This window comes from Bittarella massiliensis (ex Durand et al. 2017), from assembly GCF_017566145.1.
Taxonomy (GTDB): Bacteria; Bacillota; Clostridia; order Oscillospirales; family Ruminococcaceae; genus Bittarella; species Bittarella massiliensis_A.
On sequence record NZ_JABFCL010000003.1, the window covers coordinates 144,488 to 166,811 of the forward strand.

General features: G+C 64.5%; 22 protein-coding genes. 7 read left to right on the plus strand and 15 right to left on the minus strand.

The window, feature by feature from the left end:
* Positions 1-249 precede the first annotated feature (249 nt).
* The 3 genes from HJY11_RS05040 to HJY11_RS05050 form a co-directional block, all read right to left on the minus strand.
* Positions 250-1,440, minus strand: coding sequence for a hypothetical protein (locus HJY11_RS05040; RefSeq protein WP_208074904.1), 1,191 nt, complete (start codon positions 1,438-1,440; stop codon positions 250-252).
* 92 nt (positions 1,441-1,532) lie between these two features.
* A complete protein-coding gene (locus HJY11_RS05045) occupies positions 1,533-2,891 on the minus strand; it encodes an MATE family efflux transporter (protein WP_208074905.1) in 1,359 nt (452 codons plus the stop codon).
* Positions 2,892-3,006: 115 nt separating this feature from the next.
* Positions 3,007-3,819 carry a BtpA/SgcQ family protein gene (locus tag HJY11_RS05050; RefSeq protein ID WP_208074906.1) on the minus strand — a complete coding sequence of 271 codons (813 nt, stop codon included), beginning with the start codon at positions 3,817-3,819 and terminating at the stop codon, positions 3,007-3,009.
* A 213-nt stretch (positions 3,820-4,032) separates the two neighbouring features.
* On the opposite strand from HJY11_RS05050, the gene HJY11_RS05055 reads away from it, so the two are divergent.
* From HJY11_RS05055 to HJY11_RS05075, 5 genes are all read left to right on the plus strand, one after another.
* Complete coding sequence (locus HJY11_RS05055; RefSeq protein ID WP_208074907.1) at positions 4,033-4,746, plus strand: M24 family metallopeptidase; 714 nt, start codon at positions 4,033-4,035, stop codon at positions 4,744-4,746.
* The gene (locus HJY11_RS05060; RefSeq protein ID WP_208074908.1) at positions 4,746-5,459 is read left to right on the plus strand and encodes a M24 family metallopeptidase; all 714 of its coding nucleotides are present in this window, start codon (positions 4,746-4,748) and stop codon (positions 5,457-5,459) included. Before HJY11_RS05055 ends, HJY11_RS05060 begins: the two co-directional genes overlap by 1 nt.
* Before the next feature lie 260 nt (positions 5,460-5,719).
* Positions 5,720-6,685, plus strand: a complete 966-nt coding sequence (locus tag HJY11_RS05065) for a nucleoside hydrolase (protein WP_208074909.1) — start codon at positions 5,720-5,722, stop codon at positions 6,683-6,685.
* 13 nt (positions 6,686-6,698) lie between these two features.
* Entirely contained in the window at positions 6,699-7,682 is a 984-nt protein-coding gene (locus HJY11_RS05070) for an ornithine cyclodeaminase family protein (RefSeq protein WP_208074910.1), read from the plus strand.
* 143 nt (positions 7,683-7,825) lie between these two features.
* The gene (locus tag HJY11_RS05075; protein ID WP_208074911.1) at positions 7,826-8,248 is read left to right on the plus strand and encodes a DUF2871 domain-containing protein; all 423 of its coding nucleotides are present in this window, start codon (positions 7,826-7,828) and stop codon (positions 8,246-8,248) included.
* 96 nt (positions 8,249-8,344) lie between these two features.
* Here the strand turns inward: HJY11_RS05075 and HJY11_RS05080 are convergent, their stop codons facing one another.
* The 4 genes from HJY11_RS05080 to HJY11_RS05095 all read right to left on the minus strand — a co-directional run bounded on the left by HJY11_RS05080 (position 8,345) and on the right by HJY11_RS05095 (position 14,050).
* A complete protein-coding gene (locus tag HJY11_RS05080) occupies positions 8,345-9,094 on the minus strand; it encodes a BtpA/SgcQ family protein (RefSeq protein ID WP_208074912.1) in 750 nt (249 codons plus the stop codon).
* A 141-nt stretch (positions 9,095-9,235) separates the two neighbouring features.
* Positions 9,236-10,969 (minus strand): proline--tRNA ligase, encoded by a 1,734-nt coding sequence (locus HJY11_RS05085; protein WP_208074913.1) that lies wholly within the window; start codon positions 10,967-10,969, stop codon positions 9,236-9,238.
* A 221-nt stretch (positions 10,970-11,190) separates the two neighbouring features.
* The gene (locus tag HJY11_RS05090; RefSeq protein ID WP_208074914.1) at positions 11,191-13,377 is read right to left on the minus strand and encodes a sensor histidine kinase; all 2,187 of its coding nucleotides are present in this window, start codon (positions 13,375-13,377) and stop codon (positions 11,191-11,193) included.
* Positions 13,352-14,050 (minus strand): response regulator transcription factor, encoded by a 699-nt coding sequence (locus tag HJY11_RS05095; RefSeq protein ID WP_208075110.1) that lies wholly within the window; start codon positions 14,048-14,050, stop codon positions 13,352-13,354. Before HJY11_RS05095 ends, HJY11_RS05090 begins: the two co-directional genes overlap by 26 nt.
* Positions 14,051-14,329: 279 nt before the next feature.
* Here HJY11_RS05095 and sfsA point away from each other — a divergent pair, with 279 nt between their 5' ends.
* Complete coding sequence (sfsA, locus tag HJY11_RS05100) at positions 14,330-15,028, plus strand: DNA/RNA nuclease SfsA (protein ID WP_208074915.1); 699 nt, start codon at positions 14,330-14,332, stop codon at positions 15,026-15,028.
* 80 nt (positions 15,029-15,108) lie between these two features.
* Here sfsA and HJY11_RS15445 read toward each other — a convergent pair whose 3' ends face one another.
* Both HJY11_RS15445 and HJY11_RS05110 read right to left on the minus strand, forming a co-directional pair.
* Positions 15,109-15,459: a helix-turn-helix domain-containing protein gene (locus tag HJY11_RS15445; RefSeq protein WP_208074916.1), complete on the minus strand. Its 351-nt coding sequence runs from the start codon at positions 15,457-15,459 to the stop codon at positions 15,109-15,111.
* A gap of 388 nt (positions 15,460-15,847) precedes the next feature.
* Complete coding sequence (locus HJY11_RS05110) at positions 15,848-16,213, minus strand: hypothetical protein (RefSeq protein ID WP_208074917.1); 366 nt, start codon at positions 16,211-16,213, stop codon at positions 15,848-15,850.
* Positions 16,214-16,343: 130 nt separating this feature from the next.
* On the opposite strand from HJY11_RS05110, the gene HJY11_RS05115 reads away from it, so the two are divergent.
* The gene (locus tag HJY11_RS05115) at positions 16,344-16,598 is read left to right on the plus strand and encodes a helix-turn-helix domain-containing protein (RefSeq protein ID WP_243764246.1); all 255 of its coding nucleotides are present in this window, start codon (positions 16,344-16,346) and stop codon (positions 16,596-16,598) included.
* 146 nt (positions 16,599-16,744) lie between these two features.
* On the opposite strand, the gene HJY11_RS05120 is transcribed toward HJY11_RS05115, so the two are convergent.
* Genes HJY11_RS05120 through aroF form a run of 6 tightly spaced genes read right to left on the minus strand, consistent with a single transcriptional unit; the run spans position 16,745 to position 22,271 of the window.
* Complete coding sequence (locus tag HJY11_RS05120; RefSeq protein WP_208074919.1) at positions 16,745-17,011, minus strand: chorismate mutase; 267 nt, start codon at positions 17,009-17,011, stop codon at positions 16,745-16,747.
* A gap of 28 nt (positions 17,012-17,039) precedes the next feature.
* Positions 17,040-18,110 carry a chorismate synthase gene (aroC, locus tag HJY11_RS05125; RefSeq protein ID WP_208074920.1) on the minus strand — a complete coding sequence of 357 codons (1,071 nt, stop codon included), beginning with the start codon at positions 18,108-18,110 and terminating at the stop codon, positions 17,040-17,042.
* The gene (gene aroA, locus HJY11_RS05130; protein WP_208074921.1) at positions 18,100-19,377 is read right to left on the minus strand and encodes a 3-phosphoshikimate 1-carboxyvinyltransferase; all 1,278 of its coding nucleotides are present in this window, start codon (positions 19,375-19,377) and stop codon (positions 18,100-18,102) included. The genes aroC and aroA overlap by 11 nt, the downstream gene beginning before the upstream one ends.
* The gene (aroB, locus tag HJY11_RS05135; RefSeq protein ID WP_208074922.1) at positions 19,374-20,432 is read right to left on the minus strand and encodes a 3-dehydroquinate synthase; all 1,059 of its coding nucleotides are present in this window, start codon (positions 20,430-20,432) and stop codon (positions 19,374-19,376) included. The genes aroA and aroB overlap by 4 nt, the downstream gene beginning before the upstream one ends.
* Positions 20,395-21,258 carry a prephenate dehydrogenase gene (locus HJY11_RS05140; RefSeq protein WP_208074923.1) on the minus strand — a complete coding sequence of 288 codons (864 nt, stop codon included), beginning with the start codon at positions 21,256-21,258 and terminating at the stop codon, positions 20,395-20,397. The genes aroB and HJY11_RS05140 overlap by 38 nt, the downstream gene beginning before the upstream one ends.
* Positions 21,255-22,271: a 3-deoxy-7-phosphoheptulonate synthase gene (aroF, locus tag HJY11_RS05145; protein WP_208074924.1), complete on the minus strand. Its 1,017-nt coding sequence runs from the start codon at positions 22,269-22,271 to the stop codon at positions 21,255-21,257. The genes HJY11_RS05140 and aroF overlap by 4 nt, the downstream gene beginning before the upstream one ends.
* Between the last annotated feature and the right edge of the window lie 53 nt (positions 22,272-22,324).

The window sequence follows — 22,324 nt, forward strand, 5'->3', positions numbered from 1 at the left end:
GCAGGGAAACACGGCCGCAGATATCGGCCGGGGAAGAGGCGTCGGCTCCCTTTTTTATCTCTCGAAAGGGACAGGAAAAGGCCTTTGGAGCTGTGCAGGGAGCACCTTAGGAGTGTCCGGTCTGGGTTCCCGATAGGTGGAGAGTGGGGGTGCAGCCGGGTTGTCGGGGGAGGGCCTTCTCGACCGCCGTGCAAAAAGGAGCCCTGCTTGTGCAGGGCTCCTTTTAAAATCTTCTCTTTTGGGTGGCTTTTACCAGCGGAAGAACTCCTCAATGGCTTCGGTTTCATCCCCCAGGCAGACCAGGTGGTGGTTGCCGATGGGTTCCCGGGTGAAGTAGTCCACCCCGCCGGGCAGCCGCACTCGAATTTGGGTCCGGCAGAGGGTCGGGTCCTGCAGGTTCTCCACAATGGTGCCGGCAGCGGCAAAGTGGCGGCTAAAGTCCCCCGCGCACTTGAAGACGGTGCAGGGCCCCGGGGCGATCTGCCCGTCCAGCGCCACCCCCAGCCCCGACTCGAAGTGGGTGGTAAAGGTGTAGCTCTGGGGCATCTGCATGGGCAGGGTGCAGTGGGCCAACACGATCTCGCTCTCCTCCACGTCCAGCCGGGAGGGGTTGCACATGAACACCGGCTTGCCGGTGAGCTGTCCCATCACCGCCATGGCAATCAGCGAGGTCATGTCCCCCTCGCAGCCGGCGTAGATCCCCTCGGCGTTGAGGATGGCCAGGGCCAGGCAGCTGGTGCCCTTGACGGTGGGCAGCAGGTCAAAGCAGCGCACCGTCACCCCCAGCAGGCCGTACTTCTCGCACAGCCGCTTGAGGGAGCCGTAGATCCAAAGGGACTTCTCGGTGTCTGCCGGGCTGTACTTCTTGGCCAGGGCCTCCTCGGTGAAGGCGTTGGGGGCGTACTCGTGCCGGTCGATCTCCTCCATGAATTCCTTCATCGAGATGTCCACCAGCTCCAACCCCGACACCTGCTTGACCGACTGGGGATTGACCCCGCTGGCGATCAGCCAGTCGCTGGGAGCGCCCACCGCGCCCAGTTTGGCCCCCCGCAGGGAGCGCCGCGCCCCGAATACCCGGGCCAGCAGCAGGATGCGGGCAGCCACCTTTTCGCAGCTGCCGTGCAGGATCTCACCGCTGCGGCCGTGGCGCTGCAGGTAGGAGAGAATTTCCAGCGAAGCCGCCAGGGAGTTGTTTCCCCCGGTGGTCAGCAGGAAGATCGGCCCCTCCAGTTTGGACAGCTGCTGCAGGAAGAACCCCTCGCTGCCGCCCCCGCCGATAAAGACCAGGGGCAGGTCGCAGTCGGCCAGCTCCTCCGGCTGGCAGTGGACCAGGGGTTGGCCCAGAGCCTTTTCCAACTCGTTGAAAAAGGGGTCGCTGTCCCGGCCTGGGCGGTCAGCGTTCAGGTTGGCGGTCTGCAGGTCGTACACACCGATTTTCATTGCGCACCTCCAAATAATTGTGTTTGATCGCTCATACACTTTTATATTACCCGCTCCCCTACCCCCAGCACAAGGGGTGGAGTACACAGGGTTTACCCCGCCTTTTTGGGCAAATCTTCCCCGGCAGGTCCCCGCAGGGAGCGGCCCATCTTGGCAAAGCCCACCAAATCGGCGCAGAGCCAGCCAATGGGGATCGACCACCAGATACCCATGGGGCCAAAGGGGACCGAGAGGGCGGCGGCCAGGGCCACCCGCAGCCCCAGGGAGATCACCGTCAACAGGATGGACATGGGCAGGTCGCCCAGCCCGCGGTAGAAGCCGTAGTGCATGAAGAGAAAGCCGATGAGGGCGTAAAAGGGGGCCACCACCCGCAGATAGCTTACTCCAGTGGCGATGACCGCCCCCTCTTCCGGGGCGAGGAAGATGCCCATCAGCGGCCGGGCGAAGACCACCACCGCCAGCGAGATCACAAAACAGGCGCAGAGGATGGTGCCGATGCAGACCCGGGCGCCCTGACGGATGCGGTCCATCCGCCCGCCGCCCTTGTTCTGGGCCACGTAGGTGGAGAAGGCGTTGCCGAAATCCTGCACCGGCAGGTAGGCGAAGGCCTCGATCTTCACCGCCACCGTAAAGGCGGCGATCACGTTGGTGCCGAAGGTGTTGACGATCCCCTGTACCGCCAGGATGCCCAGGTTCATGATGGACTGCTGCACCGAGGTCAGCACCCCGTAAGAGGCGATCTTGCCGAAGATGGCCCGGTCAAAGCAGAATTCCCCCTTGGCGTAGCGCAGCAGGGTCAGCTTCTTGAGACAGTAGAGGATGCAGCACACCGAGGAGACCGCCTGCGCCGCCACCGTCGCCAGGGCCGCCCCCTGTACCCCCATGCCAAAGCCCACCACAAAGAGAAGGTCCAGGGCGATGTTCAGGGCGGTGGAGAGGATGAGGAAGTACAGCGGGACCTTGGAGTTGCCCAGCGAGCGCAGCAAAAAGGCCCCCGCGTTGTAGAGAAAGACAAAGGGCAGCCCCCCGAAGATGATGAGGATGTAGCCCCGGGTCAGGGCAAAAATCTCCTCGGGAATTTGAATCAGCCGCAGCAGCGGCCCGGCAAAGGCCAGGGAGAGGGCGGTGAGTACCGCCGTCAGCCCCCCGGCAAAGAGGAGGGCGGTGCTCACCGCCCGCTTGAGCCGGGGGATGTCCCCCGCCCCGAAGTACTGCGAAAAGACCACCCCGCACCCCATGCAGATGCCGATGAGGATGGCGGTGATGAAGTTCATTAGCGAAAAGGAGGCCCCCACCGCCGCCAGGGCATCTTTGCTGACAAAGCGCCCCACCACGATGGAATCCACCACGTTGTATAGCTGCTGAAACAAATTCCCCACAAACAGGGGCAGGGTAAAGCGCAAGATCAGCTGTAGAGGTCTCCCCCTGGTCATATCGGTCACACTGCTCATTTGGTCCCTCCCTCTCGGCCGCGCAGGGCCCCGGGCCGCAAAAGGGGCGCCGCTCCCCGGTCTCCCAGGGCACAGCGCCGCCCGTTCGGTCGTTTGTCGCTTTTTTCTTGGGCCCCTATACCCGGTAGCCCGCCTCGGTGAGGGTCTGCATGAACGACTGCACCCGCTGGGGGTCCACCGGATTCCAGACGTTCCCATCCTCTTTAAAACTGGAGCCGATGATGGCCCCGTCCGCCACGGCAAAGAACTCGGCGGCGTTTTTCTCGTTGACTCCGCTGCCCAAAAGCACCGGGGTGTCGCCGGCGGCCGCAGCGAATTCCTGCACCTGTTCCAGGGTGGGGTTCTGGCCGGTCACCACCCCGGTGACGATCAGGGCATCGGCCCCCTCTTCAATGGCCTCGTGGATGCTGTCGGCAATGGGGACTGGCACCAGGGGTTCGGTGTGCTTGGTGTTCACGTCGCAAAACAGCAGGGTGGGGGCGGGGTAGCGCCCCTTCTCGCGCAGCAGGGCCGGGGCGGCCGGATAGGTGATGCCGTGGGTGCCCACCCGGGTCTCCACAAAGGCCTCGACCCGAATGAAGTTGGCGCCGGAGGCATAGGCCATCCCCCACTCCTCCACCGCGCAGTTGTACTGCACGTTGATGCCCAGTTTCATGGCGGTGCGCTCCCGCAGTTGGGCGGCCACCGAGGTCATGCAGGCCAGGGTGATGAACTCGTTTTCGGTGCCGTAGGGCACATCGCCGAAGTTTTCGATGATGGCCGCCTTTACCCCGGCGCCCTCCAGGGCTTTTAGGTCCCGCAGGGCCGCTTCAAAGACGGCGCGCATACTGCCGCCGTAGCGGGGCGAGCCGGGCAGGGGCAGCAGGTGCACCATTCCGATCACCGTTTTTTCACAGCCCATCATCTGGGCGAATTCCGTTTTTGTCAAACCAAACACCCCTTTATCTCGATCGGTCGAGAAATATTGCCAAGAAAGCTGCCTTCATTCTAGCATTTTTGGAGATTTGCCGCAATGCCCATTTCCCGCTATTGCGGCGAGGGGGTAAAATGTACTACTATAAGGGCAGAAGTCGTTGCCTGCCGAAGAGTTCGGCGCTCCGCCAAGGGCGGGGAAAAGGAACATTGTGAAAGGGGTCTTTCTATGTCCACAGTGGATCGCCTGCGCTGTAACCGGGAGGCACAGCAGATCGCCAAAAGGGCCTTTGCCGGGGTCGCCCGTCAGATTTGCCCCGGCATGACCGAGCGGGAGATCAAGCGCCGGGTCGAGATGCTTCTCATCCAGTACGGTTCGGACTCGTTTTGGCGCTACGGCATCGGCGCCACCGTCCACGTGGGTCCCCGCACCACCCTCTCGGGCAGCACCCGCACCTACCGGGTCACCGACCTGGCGGTGCAGCCCAACGACTGCGTGGTGATGGACCTGGCCCCTTCCCGCAGCTTTTACTGGGGGGACTATGCCCGCACCGTCTTTTTGGAGGAGGGGCGTCCCATCACCGAGCCGGGGGAGCTGACCATCCCCGCCTTTCGCGAGGGGCTGGAGGCTGAGATCGCCCTGCACCGGGCCCTGCGCCGCATCGCCCGCCCCGACATGACCTTTGCCGAGCTCTATTGGCGCATGAGCGAGGAGCTGCGGGGTCTGGGCTTTGAAAACCTCGACTTCTCCCGCAACCTGGGCCACTCGGTGGAGCTGGACGCCAAGAATCGCCGTTTCATCGACGAGAACTGCCATCAACCCCTCTCCGCCTGTGAGGCCTTTACCTTTGAGCCCCACATCCGGCGGCCCACCGGCCGCTACGGCTTTAAGCGAGAGGATATGTACGCCTTTGGCAAAGGCGGAAAATTGGAGGTGCTTTAATGAATATCCAACAGCTCAAGTGCTACACCGAGGCGCAGAACATCGCCCGCCGCACCATGGAGGATCTGGAGCAGTATGTCGCTCCCGGCATGACCGAGGATCAGATCAAGCGCCAGGCTGAGATCCTCCTCATCCAAAACGGCTCCACCTCCTTCTGGTACCACGGGGTGGGGGCGCTGGTGCACGTGGGTGCGCGCACCCTGATCTCCCAGGGGGGGCGGGAGTACCGCTCCGGCGACACCCGGGTGCAGGAGACCGACGTGATCACCGTTGACCTAGCCCCCACCCTGGGTGTCTGCTGGGGGGACTTTGCTCGCACCATCTTCCTGGAAGATGGGCGGGTGGTCAGGGAGCTTGGCGAGTTGCAGACCCCCGCCTACAAAGCGGCCATCGAGGCGGAGTTCAAGCTCCACAGCTTTTTGCTGGAGGTGGCCCGCCCCGACATGACCTTTGAGGAGCTCTACTTCTCGGCCAATGCCCTCATCGACGGGCTGGGGTGCAAAAACCTCGACTACTCGGGCAACCTGGGACACTCCATCAACATCCTCCAGCAGGAGCGCATCTACATCGAAAAGGGGAATACCACCCCCCTTAAGGATGCAGGATGCGAGTGTTTCACCTTTGAGCCCCACATCTGCAAAGAAGGCGGTTCCTTCGGGGTCAAGCGGGAGAACATCTACTACTTTGTCGATGGGCGGCTGCGGGAGATGTAACAACTTCATGGGTCCCCATCCCATGAAGTTGTCAAACCCGCTGTTGGCGGGTTTGCGTCTACGGCAGCGAGGAAAAACCGCGTGTCCCAAACGCCTATTGTCCGAACGGGGAAAACGGGGCGGGTCCCCATCCCGTGAAGTTGTCAACCCCGCCGTTGGCGGGTTTGAATCCACGGCAGCGGGGAAAAGCGCGCACACGGAATAAACAATTTGAAGTATTTTAATCAAATAAACAATTTGTATAATTAGGAGGACATCCCATGCACAAGATCATCATCGACTGCGACACCGGAACCGACGACGCCATCGCCCTGGTGGCCGCCCTCAACAGCCCGGACATCGACCTGCGGGCCATCACCACCGTCTCCGGCAACGTGGACCTCTGCTACACCGCCCCCAACTCCCTCAACCTGGCGCGGATGTTGGGCTTCCCGGTAAAGGTGGCCAAGGGCGCCCCCCAGCCCATCCTGCGGGACCTGAAGAAAATCCGCCTGATGGACGCCGACGAGGCCGGCGGCCTGCCCACCCACGGACAGACCGGCATGGGCGACGTGGTGTTGCCCGCGTGCGGCGAGCCCTTTTACGAGAAAAACGCCGTCGAGACCATCTGGGAGGAGGCCCAGGCCTGTGGCGGCGAGCTGGAGATCGTGGCCATCGGCCCCCTGACCAACATCGCCCACGCCCTGATGGTCTACCCCCAGCTCAAGGAGGGGCTCATCAAGAAGATCTCCTTCATGGGCGGCGCGGCCTACGGCGGCAACACCACTGCCGTGGCGGAGTTCAACATCCTCTGCGACCCCGAGGCGGCCCGCATCGTCCTGCGCTCCGGCATCCCCCTGGTGATGGTCGGCCTCGACGTGACCGAAAAGGCCGCCGTCCCCGACGAGGATTGCGAGATCATCCGCCAGATGGGCACCAAAGACGCCGTTTTGGTGGCCGACATCCTCGACTTTATGCGGATGCGCCGGGACGAGTTTGGCGGCGAGGACACCCTGATGCACGACGCCCTGGCCCTGGCCGCCGCCGTCCTGCCCGGGGTGGTCTCCGGCCACGACTACTACGTGGACGTGGAGTGCGCCGGCGAGTACACCTTTGGCCACACCTATGTGCAAAAGGATCACCGCCTGACCCGCAGCGCCCCCAACTGCTGGGTCGCCGAAGAGGTGGATATGAACTGCTTTATGGACTGGCTCAAGGACTGCCTCGAGCAGAGCAAGAGCCGCTAGGGGAGGGGTCGTGATGAGCGCCAACACCCGCCTCATCGACCGGGAGACGGTCGCCCGGCTGCTGGGGATGAAAGACTGCATCGCCGAGATGGAGCGCACCTTGATGGAGGTCTCCGCCGGCCAGTCGGTCAACCTGCAGCGGCAGATGATCCCCCAGCCCGAGGGCAACCTGTTCGCCATCATGGGCTCGGCCCTCACCGCCCAGTCCCTGGTGGGGAGCAAGGTCATCGTATTTCCCGGGCAAAAGGCCAAGGAGAACGGCACCAGCCAGGGGATCATCCCCCTCTTTGATGGGAACACCGGCGCCCTTTTGGCCGTTGTCGACGGCGAGGGGGTCACCGGGGTGCGCACCGCCGCCACCAGCGCCGCCGCCACCAAGGCCCTGGCCCGCGCCGATGCGTCCGCCCTGGCCATCCTCGGGGCCGGGCGGCTGGGGCGGCTGCACATCGAGGCCGTCTGCAGCGTTCGCCCCATTCAGACAGTTTATGTCTGGGACATTGTCCCCGCCGCCACCGAGAGCTGCTGCGCCTGGGCCGAAAAGGCCTTCGGCGTCAAGGCTGTCCCCTGCCGGACGGCAAAGGAGGCGGTGATCCCCGCCGACATTGTCTGCACCGTCACCCAGTCGGCCCAGCCGGTTCTTCTGGGGGAGTGGCTGAAGCCGGGCGCTCACATCAACGCCGTCGGCGCCTGCGCCCCCCATGTCCGCGAGGTGGACACCGCTGCCGTCTGCCGCTCCCGGGTCTTTTTGGACTGGACCGAGGCCGCCCTGCGGGACACCGGCGACCTGGCCATCCCCATGAAAGAGGGGGCCTGGAGCCCGGAGGACGCGGCGGGTGAGATCGGCCGCGTCCTCTCCGGCGAGCTCCCCGGCCGCCGGGCCGAGGGGGAAATCACCCTCTTTGAGTCGGTGGGGATCGCCGTCGAGGACCTGGCGGCAGCCGCCCTGGTCTACCGCCTGGCCGAGGAGCAGAATTTGGGCACCCTCGCCCGCTGGTGACCCCTTTGCCCCTGAAAAGGGGCCGCATTTGACAAACTGGATAAAATGAGTTTAGAATAGTCCTGTACAGAGACAGCCTGTCTGTGCAGGACTATTTTTTTGCCGCGCCGCCGGCCTGGCAGCCTTTGCAAGGGGGAATATTTGTGAAAAAATGTATCAATACCGCCTTTTTCTACGCGGTGGCCGCCCTGGCGGGCGGGGTTTACTTTCGCGAGTTTACCAAGTTCAACCAGTTCACCGGCGTCACCGCCCTGGGCAAACTCCACACCCACCTGTTTTTGCTGGGAATGGTGATCTTCCTGTTACTTTCGGCCCTGGATGCGCCCCTCTCCCTCACCCGCGCGCCCGGCTTCGGGCGGTTTTACATTCTCTATAACGCGGGGGTTGCCCTCACCGCCGTGATGATGGCCGTCCGCGGCACCGTTCAGGTGCTGGCCCTCTCCCTCTCCCGCGGGGCCGACGCCGCCCTTTCGGGGATTGCCGGCCTCGGGCACATCCTCACCGGCGTCTCCCTCGTCCTCCTCTTTCTCCTCCTCCGCCGGGCGGCTGCCCAGCGCCACTGCTAGGAGAATTTGACAGAAAAACAGAACAGGTGCGAATGGGAAAAACGCCCAACTCGCACCTGCTCTGTTATTTTTTTGCGGTATTATACTTTTGGTATATTATCGGGTGACTCGCGCCTGCCGAACAGCCGCCATAAAGTCGGCCACATGGGCGGGGCAGAGCTCATTTTCTGCATTGTGGCCCTCTTTGAAATAGCTGCCCACAATTGCCCCGTCGGCCAGGGCCAGCTGTGTGGCGGCGGTCTCGGCGGTCAGCCCGGCCCCCACGATCAGGGGTGCCCGCCCGGCGATCAGCCGCCCGAACGTCCGGATTTTTTCCAGCCCGGTGTCCAGTCCGGTGCCCGCCCCGGTCACTACAATGGCGTCGCAGCGCTTCAGGGCCAGCTCCATGTCCTCCTCCAGCGGCCGGCCGGAGAGATAGGGCTGGTACTTAAAGCGCACCCCACCCAGCAGGCAGGCGCTGCTGTCCGCCCGCAGGGCGGCCAGGTGCTGGGCGAAAGCGGGTTCGTCCTGGGGGGCAAGGTGTCCGGCCACCGAGTCCCACTGGATGAACTGGGCCCCGTACGCCCCGGCGAGGGCAAAGGCCCGGTCCAGGTCGTGGAGGACGTTGACCCCCCGCACGGTCCGGGGGCGCTCGGCGGCAATGCGGGCGAGGACCTGCTCCACCTCGTCGGCGGTGCCGTAGTAGTCCTCCACAATCACCCCGTCCACCCCGTTTTCCAGCAGGGTGTCCAGCTCCCCCATGGCCCGCTCCACTGTCTCTTCCGGGGTGTCCCCCTTGAGGTGAAGCATCCCCAAGATCGGCTTTTCCGCCGCGAAGAGGGAGAGAAATCGGCTGTTTTTTGGCATGGCGACTGCCTCCTCTGTCCGTTGGGCAGAGAAGCGGCGGCGGGGCAATCTCCCCGGCCGCCGCTTTTCCGCGCATCCGTCCCCCTGCCCCGGCGCGCCGGGCGGGGGGACTGCTATTGTATGGGTTTTGTCGGGCGGCCCTTACAGCTGGTCGTCCAACCGCTTTTGCAGCATGGCGGCGATCTCCTTGACCCGGCCGGCGGCCTCGGCCACCGGCACCGTCTCGGCGATCGACTTGTCCCGGGTCTTGAGCTCCACCACCCCCTGCTTCAGGTTGCGGGGGCTCACCACCACCCGGATGGGCACCCCCAGCAAGTCGGCGTCGGCAAACTGCACCCCGGCCGAGAGGTCGCGGTCGTCGTAGAGCACCTCGAACCCGGCGTCGCACAGCTGGCCGTAGAGGGCGTCGGCCTGCCCCTTCACCGCCTCGTCGGCCCGCTTGATGGCGTTGATGTGCACCTGCCAGGGGGCGATGGAGATGGGCCAGACCGGGCCGTAGTCGTCGGCCCCGTCCTCGATGACGCTGGCCAGCAACCGCCCCACGCCGATGCCGTAGCAGCCCATGATGGGGGTCTTGAGCTGGCCGTCTTTGTCGGCATAGGTCATCCCCATGGACTTGGTGTACTTGTCGCCCAGCTGGAAGATGTTGCCCACCTCAATGCCGTTTTTGAGGGTGATGTGGGCCTTGCCGCACTGGGGGCAGACCATCTCCTCGGTGACCTTGCTCAAGTCGGCAAACCGCTCGTCGGGGTAGACGCGCAGGTCGCAGTTTTTCACGTGGACGTCCACCTCGTTGCCGCCGCAGACCACGTTGTACATCCCCTTGAGGGAGAGGTCGAACCAGACCTCGATCCCCTCGTCAAGCCCCTGGGGCCCGATGTAGCCGTAGGTGATGGGATCGCTGCCGTCCTCGTCCACCCGGGGGGCGATGTTGGTGCCCAGCAGCCGGCGGACCTTGGCCTCGTTGACCTCTAAGTCGCCCCGCACAAAGACCACCACCGCCTTGCCGGTGTCCTCCCGGGTGAAGACCACCGCCTTCACCAGCCGGTTTTGGGGGATGCCCAAAAAGTCGCACAGGCTCTCGATGTCCTTGGTGCCGGGGGTGGGAACCCGCTCGGGCTCCCGGCACTCGCCCAGGTCCTCCACCGGGGCCAACACCCCGGTGGCCACCTCCATGTTGGCGCGGTAGCCGCACTCGGGGCAGATGGCAATGGTGTCCTCGCCGTCGTCGCAGAGGAACATGAACTCGTGGGCGATGGCGCCGCCCATCATCCCGCTGTCGGACTTGACCGAGACCACATGCCCCAGCCCGGCCCGCTTGTAGATGCGCTCATAGGCCTCGTGGCAGCGGTAGTAGTACTTCTCCAAATCCTCCCAGCTGGTGTGGAAGGAGTAGGCGTCCTTCATGGTGAACTCCCGCACCCGGATCAACCCGCCCCGGGGCCGGGCCTCGTCGCGGAACTTGGTCTGTATCTGGTAGATCATGAAGGGGTATTTCAGGTAGCTCTTCCCCTCGGTGCGGGCCAGGTGGACAGCCGCCTCCTCGTGGGTCATGCCCAAGAGCATCCCGTGGCCGGTGCGGTCGGTAAAGCGCAAAAGCTCTTTGCCCACGCTCTCGTAGCGGCCCGACTCGTCCCACAGCTCCCGGGGCAGCACCACCGGGAAGAGGACCTCCTGCCCGTCGATGCGGTCCATCTCCTGGCGGATGATCTTCTCAATTTTGGCGGCCACCCGCTTGGCGGGGGTCAGCAGGGAGTAGATGCCCGCGCCGACCTGGCGGATGTAGCCGCCCCGGATCAGCAGCCCGTGGCTCTTGAGCTGCGCCTCCGAGGGCCACTCCTTGTAGCGCTCGCCGATGAGTGCACTCATTTTCATTTTTCGCACGATCCTTTCTAGCCCTCTCCGGCCCGGCCAAAGAGGGGGCGGCCGGGCCGCCCTTTTTCAGTCTCACAGATACAGTAAGTGTAGCATCTTCCCAAGGCCCCTGTCAAACCCTAAAATGCCGCCGCCAAGCCCTTTGGGGGCGGCTTTTGCGCCCGGCGCCCAAAGAAAAGGCCGCCTCGCCTTCTCCGCGGCGGGGCGGCCTTTTGCAGCTGTCAGGAATCTGCCGGTTCGGGGGCGGGTCCCCCCGCGCCGGAATCGGGGACGGCGGGCGGTTCGGGGGCCTTTTCGGCGGCCTCCATCTGTTCGGCCAGCTCCCGCTCGGTTTTGGGGGCGGGGATCTGGGGGAAGGTGACAATGGCCTTGAAGAGGTCGCCGTCCACCAGGATGGTGAGCTTGCCCCCCAGCCGGTCGACAAAGGTGTCGGCAATGGCCAGTCCCAGGCCGCTGCCCTCGGTGGTGCGGGAGAGGTCTCCCCGCACAAACCGCTCCTTCATCTGTTCCCCGGCAAAGTTCATCTGGTAGCTGGAGATGTTTTTGAAGATGACCGACACCGTCCGTTCGCTGTCCACAATGTCGATGTAGGCCCGGGAGCCGGGAAGGGAGTACTTGGTGATGTTGACGATCAGGTTTTCAAAGACCCGGTAGAGCTTGACCCCGTCGGTGAGCACGTAGAGGGGCCGCTCGCTGCGCCCGGGGATCAGCTCGATCCCGCTGCGCTCCACCACCTCTTCCAGTTCGCCCACCGCCTGTTCCAGCAGCTGGCAGATGTCCAGGGGGGCCAGCTGCAGTTCCAGGTTGCCGCTGGTGGCCTTGGAGAGGTCGAAGATGTCCTGTACCAGGCTCTTGAGCCGCTGGGACTTCTGGTCGATGATGGCCACGTAGTCGTTCGCCTCGGGCGGGGAGAGGGCCTGCTGGCGCAGCAGCTGGGTGTAGCTGATGATGGAGGTGAGGGGGGTCTTGAGGTCGTGGGAGACGTTGGTGATCAGGTCAACCTTCATCTTCTCGCTGTGGATGCGGGTCTCAATGGCCCCCTTCACGTTCTCCTGCATGTCCCGCACCGCGTGAAAGAGGGGGTAGAGGTCGTCCTCCGGGTCCAGGGAGATGGTCTGGTCCAGCTCTCCCCGGGAGATGGCGCCCACGTAGTCGATGACCTGGCCCAGCTGGCGGATGATCTTGAAGTAGTCGAAGATCAGTTTGCCCACCAGGGCCACGGCCAGCACCGCCAACCCCATCCCCACCAGGACGAAGAAGCCGGACGAACTCATCAGCGCCAGTGCCGCCGAGAGGAAGGCCAGAATCCCCAGGAAGATGGCCACCAGCAGGCTGGTCAAAAACTGGCGGCGGATTTTTTGCTGAAAGGGGAATTGCAGGTTGTAGCGCCGCACCAGGGAGAAGATGACCGAGGGGATGTTGACCCGGAAGGTCTTAAAACCGGTGTACTTGAGATCCCAGTAGAGCGCCAGCACCGACAGCCAAAAGAGGATGGACATGACCCAGGGGGTGCCGTCGGTGAGGATGGAGGAGTAGGAGACGGTGTAGCCGTCCAGCAGGCTGCCGGCGGCAGCAACGGCCAGGAGGATGCCCAGCACGTACTTGAACTCATAGGGGATGCGGCGGAGGCGGCGGGCCACCCCCTCGCCGAAGCGGCGCAGGGAGCGGTGGAGCACCAGCGAGAGCCCCAGGCCGATGAGGGAGAGGCTGATCCACAGGGGCATGGCCCGAAAGAGGGTCAAGCTGTCGTGCCAGTTGGTGTAGTCCACCGCGGCCAAGAGACCCGAGTTGGAATAGGTGCGGATGTCGGGAATGGCGATGAGGACGACCCCGTCCCCGTCGGTGGCGGGGTTGTAGTAAAAGGGATAGCTCTCGCCGTAGTAGCCGGCGTACTCCACCTGCTGGGGCGGCTGGTTCCCGGTCTCCCCCTCGGGGCGGTAGTAGGCGGTGGTGGTCCCCTGGTCGTAGATGAGCCAGAAGTCGTACTGGTTTTGCTGGCAGGAGGCGAGAAAGGCGTCCCGGTCGGGGTAGGAGGTGTTGGTGTAAACCGCCTCATTCTTGACGTTTTGGGCGTAGACTTGCATCCCGTAGGCGAGGGAATCCAGGTAGTTGGAACTGCTGCCGAAGGTGATCTGGCTGGAGGGCTCCTCCACCAGCCCCTCTGTCGCTGCGGCGGGGGAGGTGCTGCCCAGCCCCTCGTTGCAGAGGTTGATGACGCTGTTGATGGAGTAGGTGAAATCCCTGGTTTGGTAGAAGTTGTCGCTTCCGTCCCCGGTGTGGTAGTGGGCGTACTGCAGCAGGGAAAAGCCCGCCAGCGTCAGGCTGATGACCGCGGCGAAGAACAGCAAAAAGGCGGCTAGGGCCAGGCTGCGGCCCCGCGCGTCAGAGTTTTTCGATCTTGTATCCAAGTCCCCACACCACCTTTAAATACTTGGGTTTTTTCGGGTCGAACTCAATTTTCTCGCGGATGCGGCGGATGTGCACTGCCACCGTGTTTTCGGCGTTGAAGCTGGGCTCGTTCCACACCTTCTCGTAGATTTCGTCGATGGAGAAGACCCGCCCCTGGTTTTGCATCAACAGGTGAAGGATCTTGTACTCGATGGGGGTCAGCCGCACCGGCTCGCCGTCCACCAGCACCTCTTTGGTGGTGTTGTTGATGACCAGCCCGTCGCACTGGAGCACGTCGTCCCGCTCGCCAAACGAGCCCGAGAAGGTCACGTACCGCCGCAGCTGGCTCTTGACCCGGGCCACCAGTTCCAGGGGGTTGAAGGGCTTGACGATGTAGTCGTCGGCCCCCAGGTTCAGGCCGATGATCTTGTCGGTGTCCTCCCCCTTGGCCGAAACCAGGATGATGGGGATCTGGTTTTGCTCCCTGATTTTGAGGGTGGTCTGAATGCCGTCCAGTTTGGGCATCATGATGTCCATCAAAATCAGGTGGATCTCGTTTTCCCGCAACTGCTGAATGGCCTGAATGCCATCGTAGGCCTTGAGGACCTTCAGCCCCTCGTTTTTCAGGTAAATTTCGATGACGTTGACGATCTCCCGGTCGTCGTCCACCACCAGAACATTCAGATTCTGCATGCTGTTTGCCGCTGCCATATTGTCCTCCTCCGCCCGGGGGCGTGTTTCTCAGTTTGGGGACGACCGCGGCGGATTTTGCGGCGCAGTCGCCTTTACTAGTATACCACACCCCCTGCGTTTAGGAGTAGTGTAAACCCTGTTTCTTACCGGAGCCCCGCCAAAAAAGTGACGATTTTCTTTCGCTTTTTCCCCCTTTGGCCCGGCGGCCCGCCGCTGTTTGTGCTACAATAGACACAGTCTGCCACCCGGCGGAAAATGCAGGAAAGAGGGGATGGAAAAATGCGCTATGAGAGCGTCTGCCGCGCCGTCTTTTTGGAGCGGCCCAACCGCTTTGTGGCCTGGTGCGACCTGGCGGGGGAGCGGGTGCGCTGCCACGTGAAGAACACCGGCCGCTGTGGGGAGTTGCTGCTGCCCGGGGCCCGGGTCGTCTTGCAGGACCGGCGGGGCCGGGCCGAAGGGCAGAAGACCCAGTTCTCCCTGGTCGCGGTCTACAAGGGGGAGATGCTTGTCAACATCGACTCCCAGGCCCCCAACGCCGTGGTGAAGGAGGCCCTCCTCTCGGGGGCCTTAGCCCTGCCCGGCTACCAGTCCCCCGACCTGGTGCGGGCCGAATACCCCTTTGGCGCCTCCCGCATCGACTTCTACCTGCAAAAGGGCGGCCGCCGCGCCCTGGTGGAGGTCAAGGGGGTCACCCTCGAGGAGGGGGGCGGCCTCTACTTCCCCGACGCGCCCACCCAGCGGGGGGTCAAGCACATCGAGGAGTTGGAGCGGGCCCGCGCCCAGGGGTGGGACGCCTTTCTCCTCTTTGTGGCCCAGCTCTCCCCGGCCCGCTTCCTCTCCCCCAACGACCGCACCCACCCCCAGTTCGGCCAGGCCCTCCGCCGGGCCGCGGCGGCCGGGGTCATCCCCCTCTGCTACGATTGCCGGGTGGCGGAGGACAGCCTTGCGCTGGGCCGCCCGGTGGAGGTGCGGCTGTGAGAGCCTAGAGGGCAAAGAGAATCGGAGCGCCGGCGGCCCAATGTGGCCGCCGGCGCTCCTTTTTTAAATCCCTAAAAAGATCATTTGATGGGGGTCTCCGCCCCATCGCCGGCCATCTCAAGCTGTGCCTTTAGCAGCTCTCTGGCGGATTGGACGAGATAGTTTTGCAGCGGGGGGGCGAGTTGCCCAAACGCGGCAAGGAGTTCCCTTTCCTGCCGCTGGCCCGGCAAAAACATCTCGCCGTGCCCCGTGCGCAACCAGCCCTCACTGGCGCCAAACTGCGCGCAGATGGCCTTGACGTTCTGCTCGGTGACCGTCGTCCCCTTTTTCTCCAGATGGCTAACGGTGCCCTGCCGCAAGCCGATGGCCGCGGCAAATTTCTCCTGGTTCATCCCCAGGGTCCTGCGCAACTGGCGAATGCGATCGTTCACAGCGTTTTCTCCTCTACTGCTCTTTTGCCCGACTTGGGGGCCGTTTGGGCCGCCTTTACTTCCTTGACGACCTCCAGCCCCAGGCGAATCAACCCCGCCGTGGCCTGCAAGCGGGTGGAAAGCTCCGCTCAAAGCGAAAGGCCTCTATTTCTCGAAACGCCTCTTCGTCCACCGAGATCACGTAGCGGGGTTCGTTTGGTCGCCATGTTGTCCCCTCTTTACAATAGGCACCATAGCACAGGGGAGCGCCGGTGTAAAGGCCGGGGGGAAAGACAGCGACAGATGCACCGTCGGCGTTTGGAATATTCCGCCGCAGCGAGAGCGGGGCGCGGCGTCTCCACAGGGCGGCGAGGAGGCGTTCCAATGCGCACAATGGAAGTATCCCTGTCTATAAAATAAGGTCTTTCTCTCGGGCTGTCTCAAAATAATATTGGAAGTTTTTCCAGCTCTCCTGTTCCTGAAACACGGTGAGTAAAATTTGTTCCTCCAGCACTTGACAATCCTCTCTGTCCAATTCCTTCATAAAGAGTTGTAGAAATATTCTGTTTGCCGTCCGCCTAACAACAATGTCGCGGGAGAACATCAGCAAGAGGGGGAGAAGCAGTTCGCTGTCACTAAGGGTCTCTCGAAAATACCGAACTTCTCGAAAGGTCTCCCCATCTCCCAATCGCAAAAAATTATCCAATTTTTCTAGTTCGTAAGCGCTGTTTTCTAAAAAATCAAGAATCCTTCTAGCATCCTCTGCTCGATTCATTAAAAATCCCCCCTAAATTTTCGGATTGCGACTTATGAGTCTCAATTATACCATTGAATCCCCTATATCATCAAGAAAAAGTTTGCGACTGATTAGTCACAATAGGTGAGAGGGGAAAAGCTTGAAAAATATGATCATTCAGAATGTTAGTTTGTCTGACAATCTGAAGAGATTGCGCAAACAGGCAAATTTATCCCAAGAAAAGTTGGTGGGGAGGATGAACCTGTTGGGGAGCCGTCTGGACAGAAGCGCTTATTCGAAAATAGAGTTGGGCGAAAGAAATATCAAGGTGACAGATTTAGTCGCCCTGCAAAAGATTTACTGCGTCGGATTTGATGAGTTTTTCGCAGGGATAGGGCCAGGAGAAGAAGGCGAAATAGAGTGAAATAAGCGCGCTGAATTCAAATAGACTTCAGCGCGCTTGTTTTGTTGGTTAAATGGGGGTGGAAAAACGGATAGGCAGAGTACTCTACAAAATGGCGGACACCCTGCACATCCCGCCCGGCCAACTGCTGGACGGGCGGTGAAGGGCTAGCCCCGCAAGATCTCCTCCTGGTAGGCCCGGCTCAAGCGGATGGCGGTGGACAGCAGTTCGCAGGCCGCGTCCCCCATCTCCGGCGGCACCTGGGCCCGGGCGCGGGCGAGGATGTCGTCCTCCCGCCCCTGGTTGAGCACCGGCAGCCCCCGCTCCTTTTTGTACTGCCCCACCCGGGCCACCACCGCCATCCGGCGGCAGAAGAGGGAGAGCAGCTCCCGGTCGATTTGGTCGATTTCCTCCCGCAGGTTGTCCAGTTCCACGGCGTGTTCCTCCCTGATTGGTCTCGGTTTAGCCCAGCAGATCTGCCAGGGCGATAGCGGCGGCCGCCTCCACACAGACGGCGGCCCGGGGGACGATGCAGGGGTCGTGCCGCCCGCGGATCTCGGCGGTGAGGGCTTCCCCGGTGACAAAGTTGACCGTCTGCTGCGGCTTGGCGATGGAGGGGGTGGGCTTGAAGGCCGCCCGAAAGAGAATCGGCATCCCGTTGGAGATGCCCCCCTGAATCCCCCCGGCGGCGTTGCGGCTGGTGCGAATTCGCCCCCCCTCGCTGACAAAGGGGTCGTTGCTCTCGCTCCCCCGCATGCGGGCGGCGGAGAACCCGGCCCCAAACTCCACCCCTTTCACCGCGGGGATGGCGAAGAGCAGGTAGGCCAACCGGCTCTCCAGGGTGTCAAAGAAGGGGTCGCCCACCCCGGCGGGCAGCCCGGTGACGGCGCACTCCACCACCCCGCCCACCGAGTCGCAGTCGGCCCGGGCGGCGGCGATGGCCGCCTGCATCCCCTCGCCGGCGGCGGGGTCGAGCACCGGGAAGTCGCGGCCGTGCAGGGCGTCAAATTCCCGGGGCCCCACCGACACCGGGTCAAAGGGGGTGTCCGTTACCCCGGCGATCTCCGCCGCGTGGGCGCCGATGGCGACGCCCTGCCGGCGCAGCATCAGGCTGGCCACCGCCCCGGCGTAGACCAGGGGGGCCGTCAGCCGCCCCGAAAAGTGGCCGCCCCCCCGCACGTCGTTAAAGCCGTCGTAGCGCAGGTGGCCGGTGTAGTCGGCGTGCCCCGGCCGGGCAATGCGCGACTGGGGGCCGTAGTCGCCCGATCGGGTGGAGGTGTTTTCGATCACCACCGTCAGGGGGGTGCCGCAGGCCACCCCGTCCACCGCCCCGCTGACGACGCGGGGCAGGTCGGGTTCATGGCGGGCGGTGGAGTAGGCCCCCCGCGCCAGCCGCCGGGCGCAGTAGGCGCGGATGTACTCCTCCTCCAGCCGCAACCCGGGGGTCACCCCCTCGATCACCGCGCCGATGGCCGGGCCATGGCTCTCCCCAAAGAGGGTCACCCGGAACCGGCTGCCAAAACTAGAAGACATGAACCCTTCCCCCCAACATCTCGTAATCGCGGAAGAAGTCAGGGTACGACTTCTCCACGCACTCGGCGCAGTCCAACTCCACCGGCCCCTCGCACCAGAGGGCGGCGATCGCCGCGCTCATGGCCATGCGGTGGTCGCGATGGGTGGCCGCCGCCCCGCCGGGCCGCCGCCCCTCGGCCAGGGGTTGGCCCTGCACCGTGAGCAGGTCCCCCTCGCCCCGGCAGCGCCCCCCCAGGCCGCCGATGAGTTCGGCGGTGGCGGCAAGGCGGTCGCACTCTTTAATGGTCAGGCGGGCAGCGCCGGTAAAGGCGGTCTCCCCCTGGGCGGCGGCGGCGGTCACCGCCAGGATGGGCAGGATGTCGGGGATGTCCTCCCCCGCCACCGGGCCGCCGGTGAGGGGGGCCGACTGCACCCGCACAAAATCCCTGCCCCGGGTCACGGCCGCGCCCCAGCGCTCCAACACGTCGCAGACCGCCCGGTCCCCCTGCAGCGAGAGGGGGGAGAGTCCCTCCACCGTCACGTCGCCGGCAATGGCCCCGGCGCAGAGGAAGAAGGCCGCGCCCGAATAGTCCCCCTCCACCGCGGTGTCGCAGGGGACAAACCGCTGTCCCCCGGGGATGAACCAGCCCAGGGGGGTGCGCCGGGCCCTCACCCCGAAGGCGGCCATGGCCTGCAGGGTCATCTCCACATAGGGGCCGGAGTGCAGCGGGGTGGTGAGGAGGATCTCGCTGTCCCCCCCCAGGGCGGCCAGGGCGAAGAGCAGCCCGGTGACAAACTGGCTGGACACGTCCCCGGCGATCTCGTACCGGCCCGGCTTCAGCTGCCCGCCCAGGGTGAAGGGGAGGGTGTTTTCGTAGTGGAAGGCGGCCCCGCCCGCCGCAAGGCAGGGGAGGATGGGGGAGAGGGGGCGGCGGGGCAGCTGTCCGGCCCCCGAAAAGGTGGTCTCCACCCCCAGGGCGGCGGCCATCGGCACCAAAAAGCGGAGGGTGGACCCGCTCTCCCCGCAGTCAATGGCGGCCTGCCGGGGCCGCGTCCCGGTGGGGATGCCCAGGATGGAGTAGGCCCCCCCGTCCATCCGCCGCACACGGGCCCCCAGGGCAGAGATCCCCCGCAGGGTGGCCTGCACGTCTTTGGAGGAGGGGACGTTTCGCAGCACCGTCTCCCCCTCGGCCAGGGCCGCGCAGAGGAGCAGCCGGTGGGCCATCGACTTGGAGGGGGGCGCGGCGATGGTCCCCCGCAGGGCCCGGGCGGCGACCCCCGCCCTCACGCCCGGCTCCCCCCGGCGGCCATGAACTGGGCGAAAGCGCCCCACTCCATCGACACCGGCTCACAGCGGCCGACGGCGCGGATGAGCACCGGGGAGATGCTCCCCCCGTCCCGCTTTTTGTCCCCAGCGGCGATGGCCAGCAGCTCCTCCAGGGGGGCGTCATAGCGCCAGGCCAGGCCGTTTCGCTCCAAACAGTCGCGGAGGGCGGCCGGCACGCCGGGGGCGCAGAGGCCGTTTTGGGCGCAGGCGTCGGCCATCATCTGCATCCCGATGGCCACCGCCTTGCCGTGGGTGACGGCAAAGCCCGAGTGCTTTTCGATGGCGTGGCCCAGGGTGTGGCCGAAGTTGAGGACCATCCGCTCCCCGGTGTCCCGCTCGTCGGCCTCCACCACCGCCGCCTTGATGGCGATGCAGCGGGCGACGATGGGCAGCAGGTTGCGGCGAAAGTCCCCCCGCATCTGCTCGAAGAGCTGCGCGTCGCGGATGGCGCCGTACTTGATGGCCTCCCCCACCCCGTCGGCAAAGGTCTCCTCCGGCAGGGTGTCGAGAAAGGCGGTGTCGCAGAGCACCGCCGAGGGCTGCCAGAAACAGCCCACCAGGTTTTTCCCCCCGTCGATGTTGACGGCGGTTTTTCCCCCCACCGAGGAGTCGATCTGGGCCAGCAGGGTGGTGGGGATCTGCACGTACTCCACCCCCCGCAGGTAGACGGCGGCGCAGAAGCCGGTCACGTCCCCGGGGATGCCGCCCCCCAACGCCACCAGAAAGTCGCTGCGGGTGATCCCCTCCCGGTGGAGAAATTCGCAGATTTCCAGGGCGGTCTCCATCCGCTTGTGGGCCTCCCCCCCGGGGAAGGCGAACTTGCAGCAGGGGATGCCCCGCCCCTCCAGCGCCCGGCGCACCGATTCGCCGTAGAGGCCGTCCACCCTCTCGTCGGTGACGATGGCGGCCCGCCTGCCCCGGTGGCTTGCGGCCAGCTGGTCGTAAAAGGCGCCGGCACAGCCGCGCCCCACCGTCACCTCATAGGCTCTCCCGGTTTTGACTGGTATGATTTCCAAGGGTCAGGCCCTCCTTTATTTCGCGCCCCTCCCGCAGCAGCCGCTCCAGGGCGCTGTCGTCCCCCTGGGCAAGGGCCGCCCGGTACCGGGCGAGGTTGTCGCTGAAGATGTCCAGTTCGGCCAGCAGGGCCGCCCGGTTTTGGGAGAACAGGTCGGTCCACATGGCCTCGTTGAGTTTGGCCACCCGGGTCAGATCCTTAAAGCTGCCCGCCGAAAAGCCGCCGAAGTCCCCGGCGGTGGGGCTTTTGACAAAGCAGTTGCTGACGATGTGGCACAGCTGCGAGGTCAGGGCGATGATGCGGTCGTGCTCCTCGGGGGTGGAGAGGACCACCTGCCGAAAGTGCAGGGACAGAAAGAGGGTCCGCAGCCCCTCGACCACCGCCCCGTCGCACCCGGGCGCGGGGGTCAGGATCATGCTGGCCCGGTGGAAGAGGTCGGCCTGGCTGGCCCGGTAGCCCGAGAGCTCCCGCCCGGCCATGGGGTGGCCACCCACAAAGGTGAACCCCTCCTCCCGGGCGATGGGCCAGACCTGCCGGCAGATCTCCCCCTTGACCCCGCAGCAGTCCACCACCAGCCCCCCCTTGGGGAAGGCGGCCCGGTTTTCCTCTATATAGTCTACCGTTTTTTGCGGCCAAAGGCAAACCAAAATCAGCTCGCACCCGTCAAAGTGGGCGGGGGTCAACTCTTCCTGTACCGCCCCGTCGCCCAGGGCGGCGGCCATGGTCTCGGCGTCCCGGTCGCAGGCGAGGACCCGGTGGCCATGCTGGGAAAAGCACTTGGCCAGGCTGCCGCCGATGAGGCCCAGCCCCACGATCCCCACCGTCATCTGGCCCACTCCTTCCCGCAGAGCTTTACGAAGGGCCGCAGCCCCTCCACCAGATCGGCAAACGCCTGCGGGCGCAGGGACTGGGCCCCGTCGCAGAGGGCCTTTTCCGGCGCGTTGTGCACCTCGATGATCAGGCCGTCGGCCCCGGCGGCCACCGCTGCCCGGGACATGGGCTCGATCATCCAGGGGATGCCGGTGGCGTGGCTGGGGTCCACCACCACCGGCAGGTGGGAGAGCCGCTTGAGCAGGGGGATGGCCGAGAGGTCCAGGGTGTTGCGGGTGGCCGTCTCAAAGGTGCGGATGCCCCGCTCGCAGAGGATCACCTGCTCGCAGCCGCCGGCCATCACGTACTCGGCGCTCATCAAAAACTCCTCGATGGTGGAGGAGAGCCCCCGCTTGAGCAGCACCGGCTTGCCCATCTCCCCCACGGCCCGCAGCAGGGTGAAGTTTTGCATGTTGCGGGCCCCCACCTGGATGATGTCCACGTCGGCAAAGTGGGGCAGCTGCTCCCGGTCCATCACCTCGCTGACGATGGGCATCCCGGTCTTCTGGCGGGCGATGCGCAGCAGGTCCAGCCCCACCGGCCCCAGCCCCTGAAAGGCGTAGGGGGAGGTGCGGGGCTTGAAGGCCCCGCCCCGCAGCACGCAGGCCCCGGCGCCCTTCACCGCCCGGGCCACCTCGGTGATCTGCTCGGCGCTCTCCACCGAACAGGGGCCGGCGATCATGCAGAAGTGTCCGCCCCCCAGCTTGCGCCCGCTGATGTCCACCACCGTGTCCTCGGGGTGGAATTTTCGGTTGGCCTTTTTGTAGGGTTCTGAGATGCGCTGCACCCGCTCCACAAAGGGGAGGGAGGCCAGCTGCTCGGCGTCGAGGGACGAGGTGTCCCCCACCAGCCCCAGCAGGGTGGTCTGGGTCCCCCGGGAGAGGTGCACCTCCATCCCCTGGTCGTGCAGCCAGTGGGTGAACTGGTCGATTTGTTCCTGAGTGGTTCCCTTTTTGCAGATGACGATCATCCTGTTTTCCTCCATTCTCGGCCGAGCCCGCCCCTGTGCGGCGGCCCTCTTTG

Bases quoted from the DNA above. Each gene is read 5' to 3' on its own strand.
- HJY11_RS05040 (WP_208074904.1), bottom strand. From the start codon at position 1,440: ATGAAAATCGGTGTGTACGACCTGCAGACCGCCAACCTGAACGCTGAC.
- HJY11_RS05045 (WP_208074905.1), bottom strand. From the start codon at position 2,891: ATGAGCAGTGTGACCGATATGACCAGGGGGAGACCTCTACAGCTGATC.
- HJY11_RS05055 (WP_208074907.1), top strand. From the start codon at position 4,033: ATGTCCACAGTGGATCGCCTGCGCTGTAACCGGGAGGCACAGCAGATC.
- HJY11_RS05060 (WP_208074908.1), top strand. From the start codon at position 4,746: ATGAATATCCAACAGCTCAAGTGCTACACCGAGGCGCAGAACATCGCC.
- HJY11_RS05065 (WP_208074909.1), top strand. From the start codon at position 5,720: ATGCACAAGATCATCATCGACTGCGACACCGGAACCGACGACGCCATC.
- HJY11_RS05070 (WP_208074910.1), top strand. From the start codon at position 6,699: ATGAGCGCCAACACCCGCCTCATCGACCGGGAGACGGTCGCCCGGCTG.
- HJY11_RS05080 (WP_208074912.1), bottom strand. From the start codon at position 9,094: ATGCCAAAAAACAGCCGATTTCTCTCCCTCTTCGCGGCGGAAAAGCCG.
- HJY11_RS05085 (WP_208074913.1), bottom strand. From the start codon at position 10,969: ATGAAAATGAGTGCACTCATCGGCGAGCGCTACAAGGAGTGGCCCTCG.
- HJY11_RS05095 (WP_208075110.1), bottom strand. From the start codon at position 14,050: ATGCAGAATCTGAATGTTCTGGTGGTGGACGACGACCGGGAGATCGTC.
- sfsA (WP_208074915.1), top strand. From the start codon at position 14,330: ATGCGCTATGAGAGCGTCTGCCGCGCCGTCTTTTTGGAGCGGCCCAAC.
- HJY11_RS05110 (WP_208074917.1), bottom strand. From the start codon at position 16,213: ATGAATCGAGCAGAGGATGCTAGAAGGATTCTTGATTTTTTAGAAAAC.
- HJY11_RS05115 (WP_243764246.1), top strand. From the start codon at position 16,344: ATGATCATTCAGAATGTTAGTTTGTCTGACAATCTGAAGAGATTGCGC.
- aroC (WP_208074920.1), bottom strand. From the start codon at position 18,110: ATGTCTTCTAGTTTTGGCAGCCGGTTCCGGGTGACCCTCTTTGGGGAG.
- HJY11_RS05140 (WP_208074923.1), bottom strand. From the start codon at position 21,258: ATGACGGTGGGGATCGTGGGGCTGGGCCTCATCGGCGGCAGCCTGGCC.
- aroF (WP_208074924.1), bottom strand. From the start codon at position 22,271: ATGATCGTCATCTGCAAAAAGGGAACCACTCAGGAACAAATCGACCAG.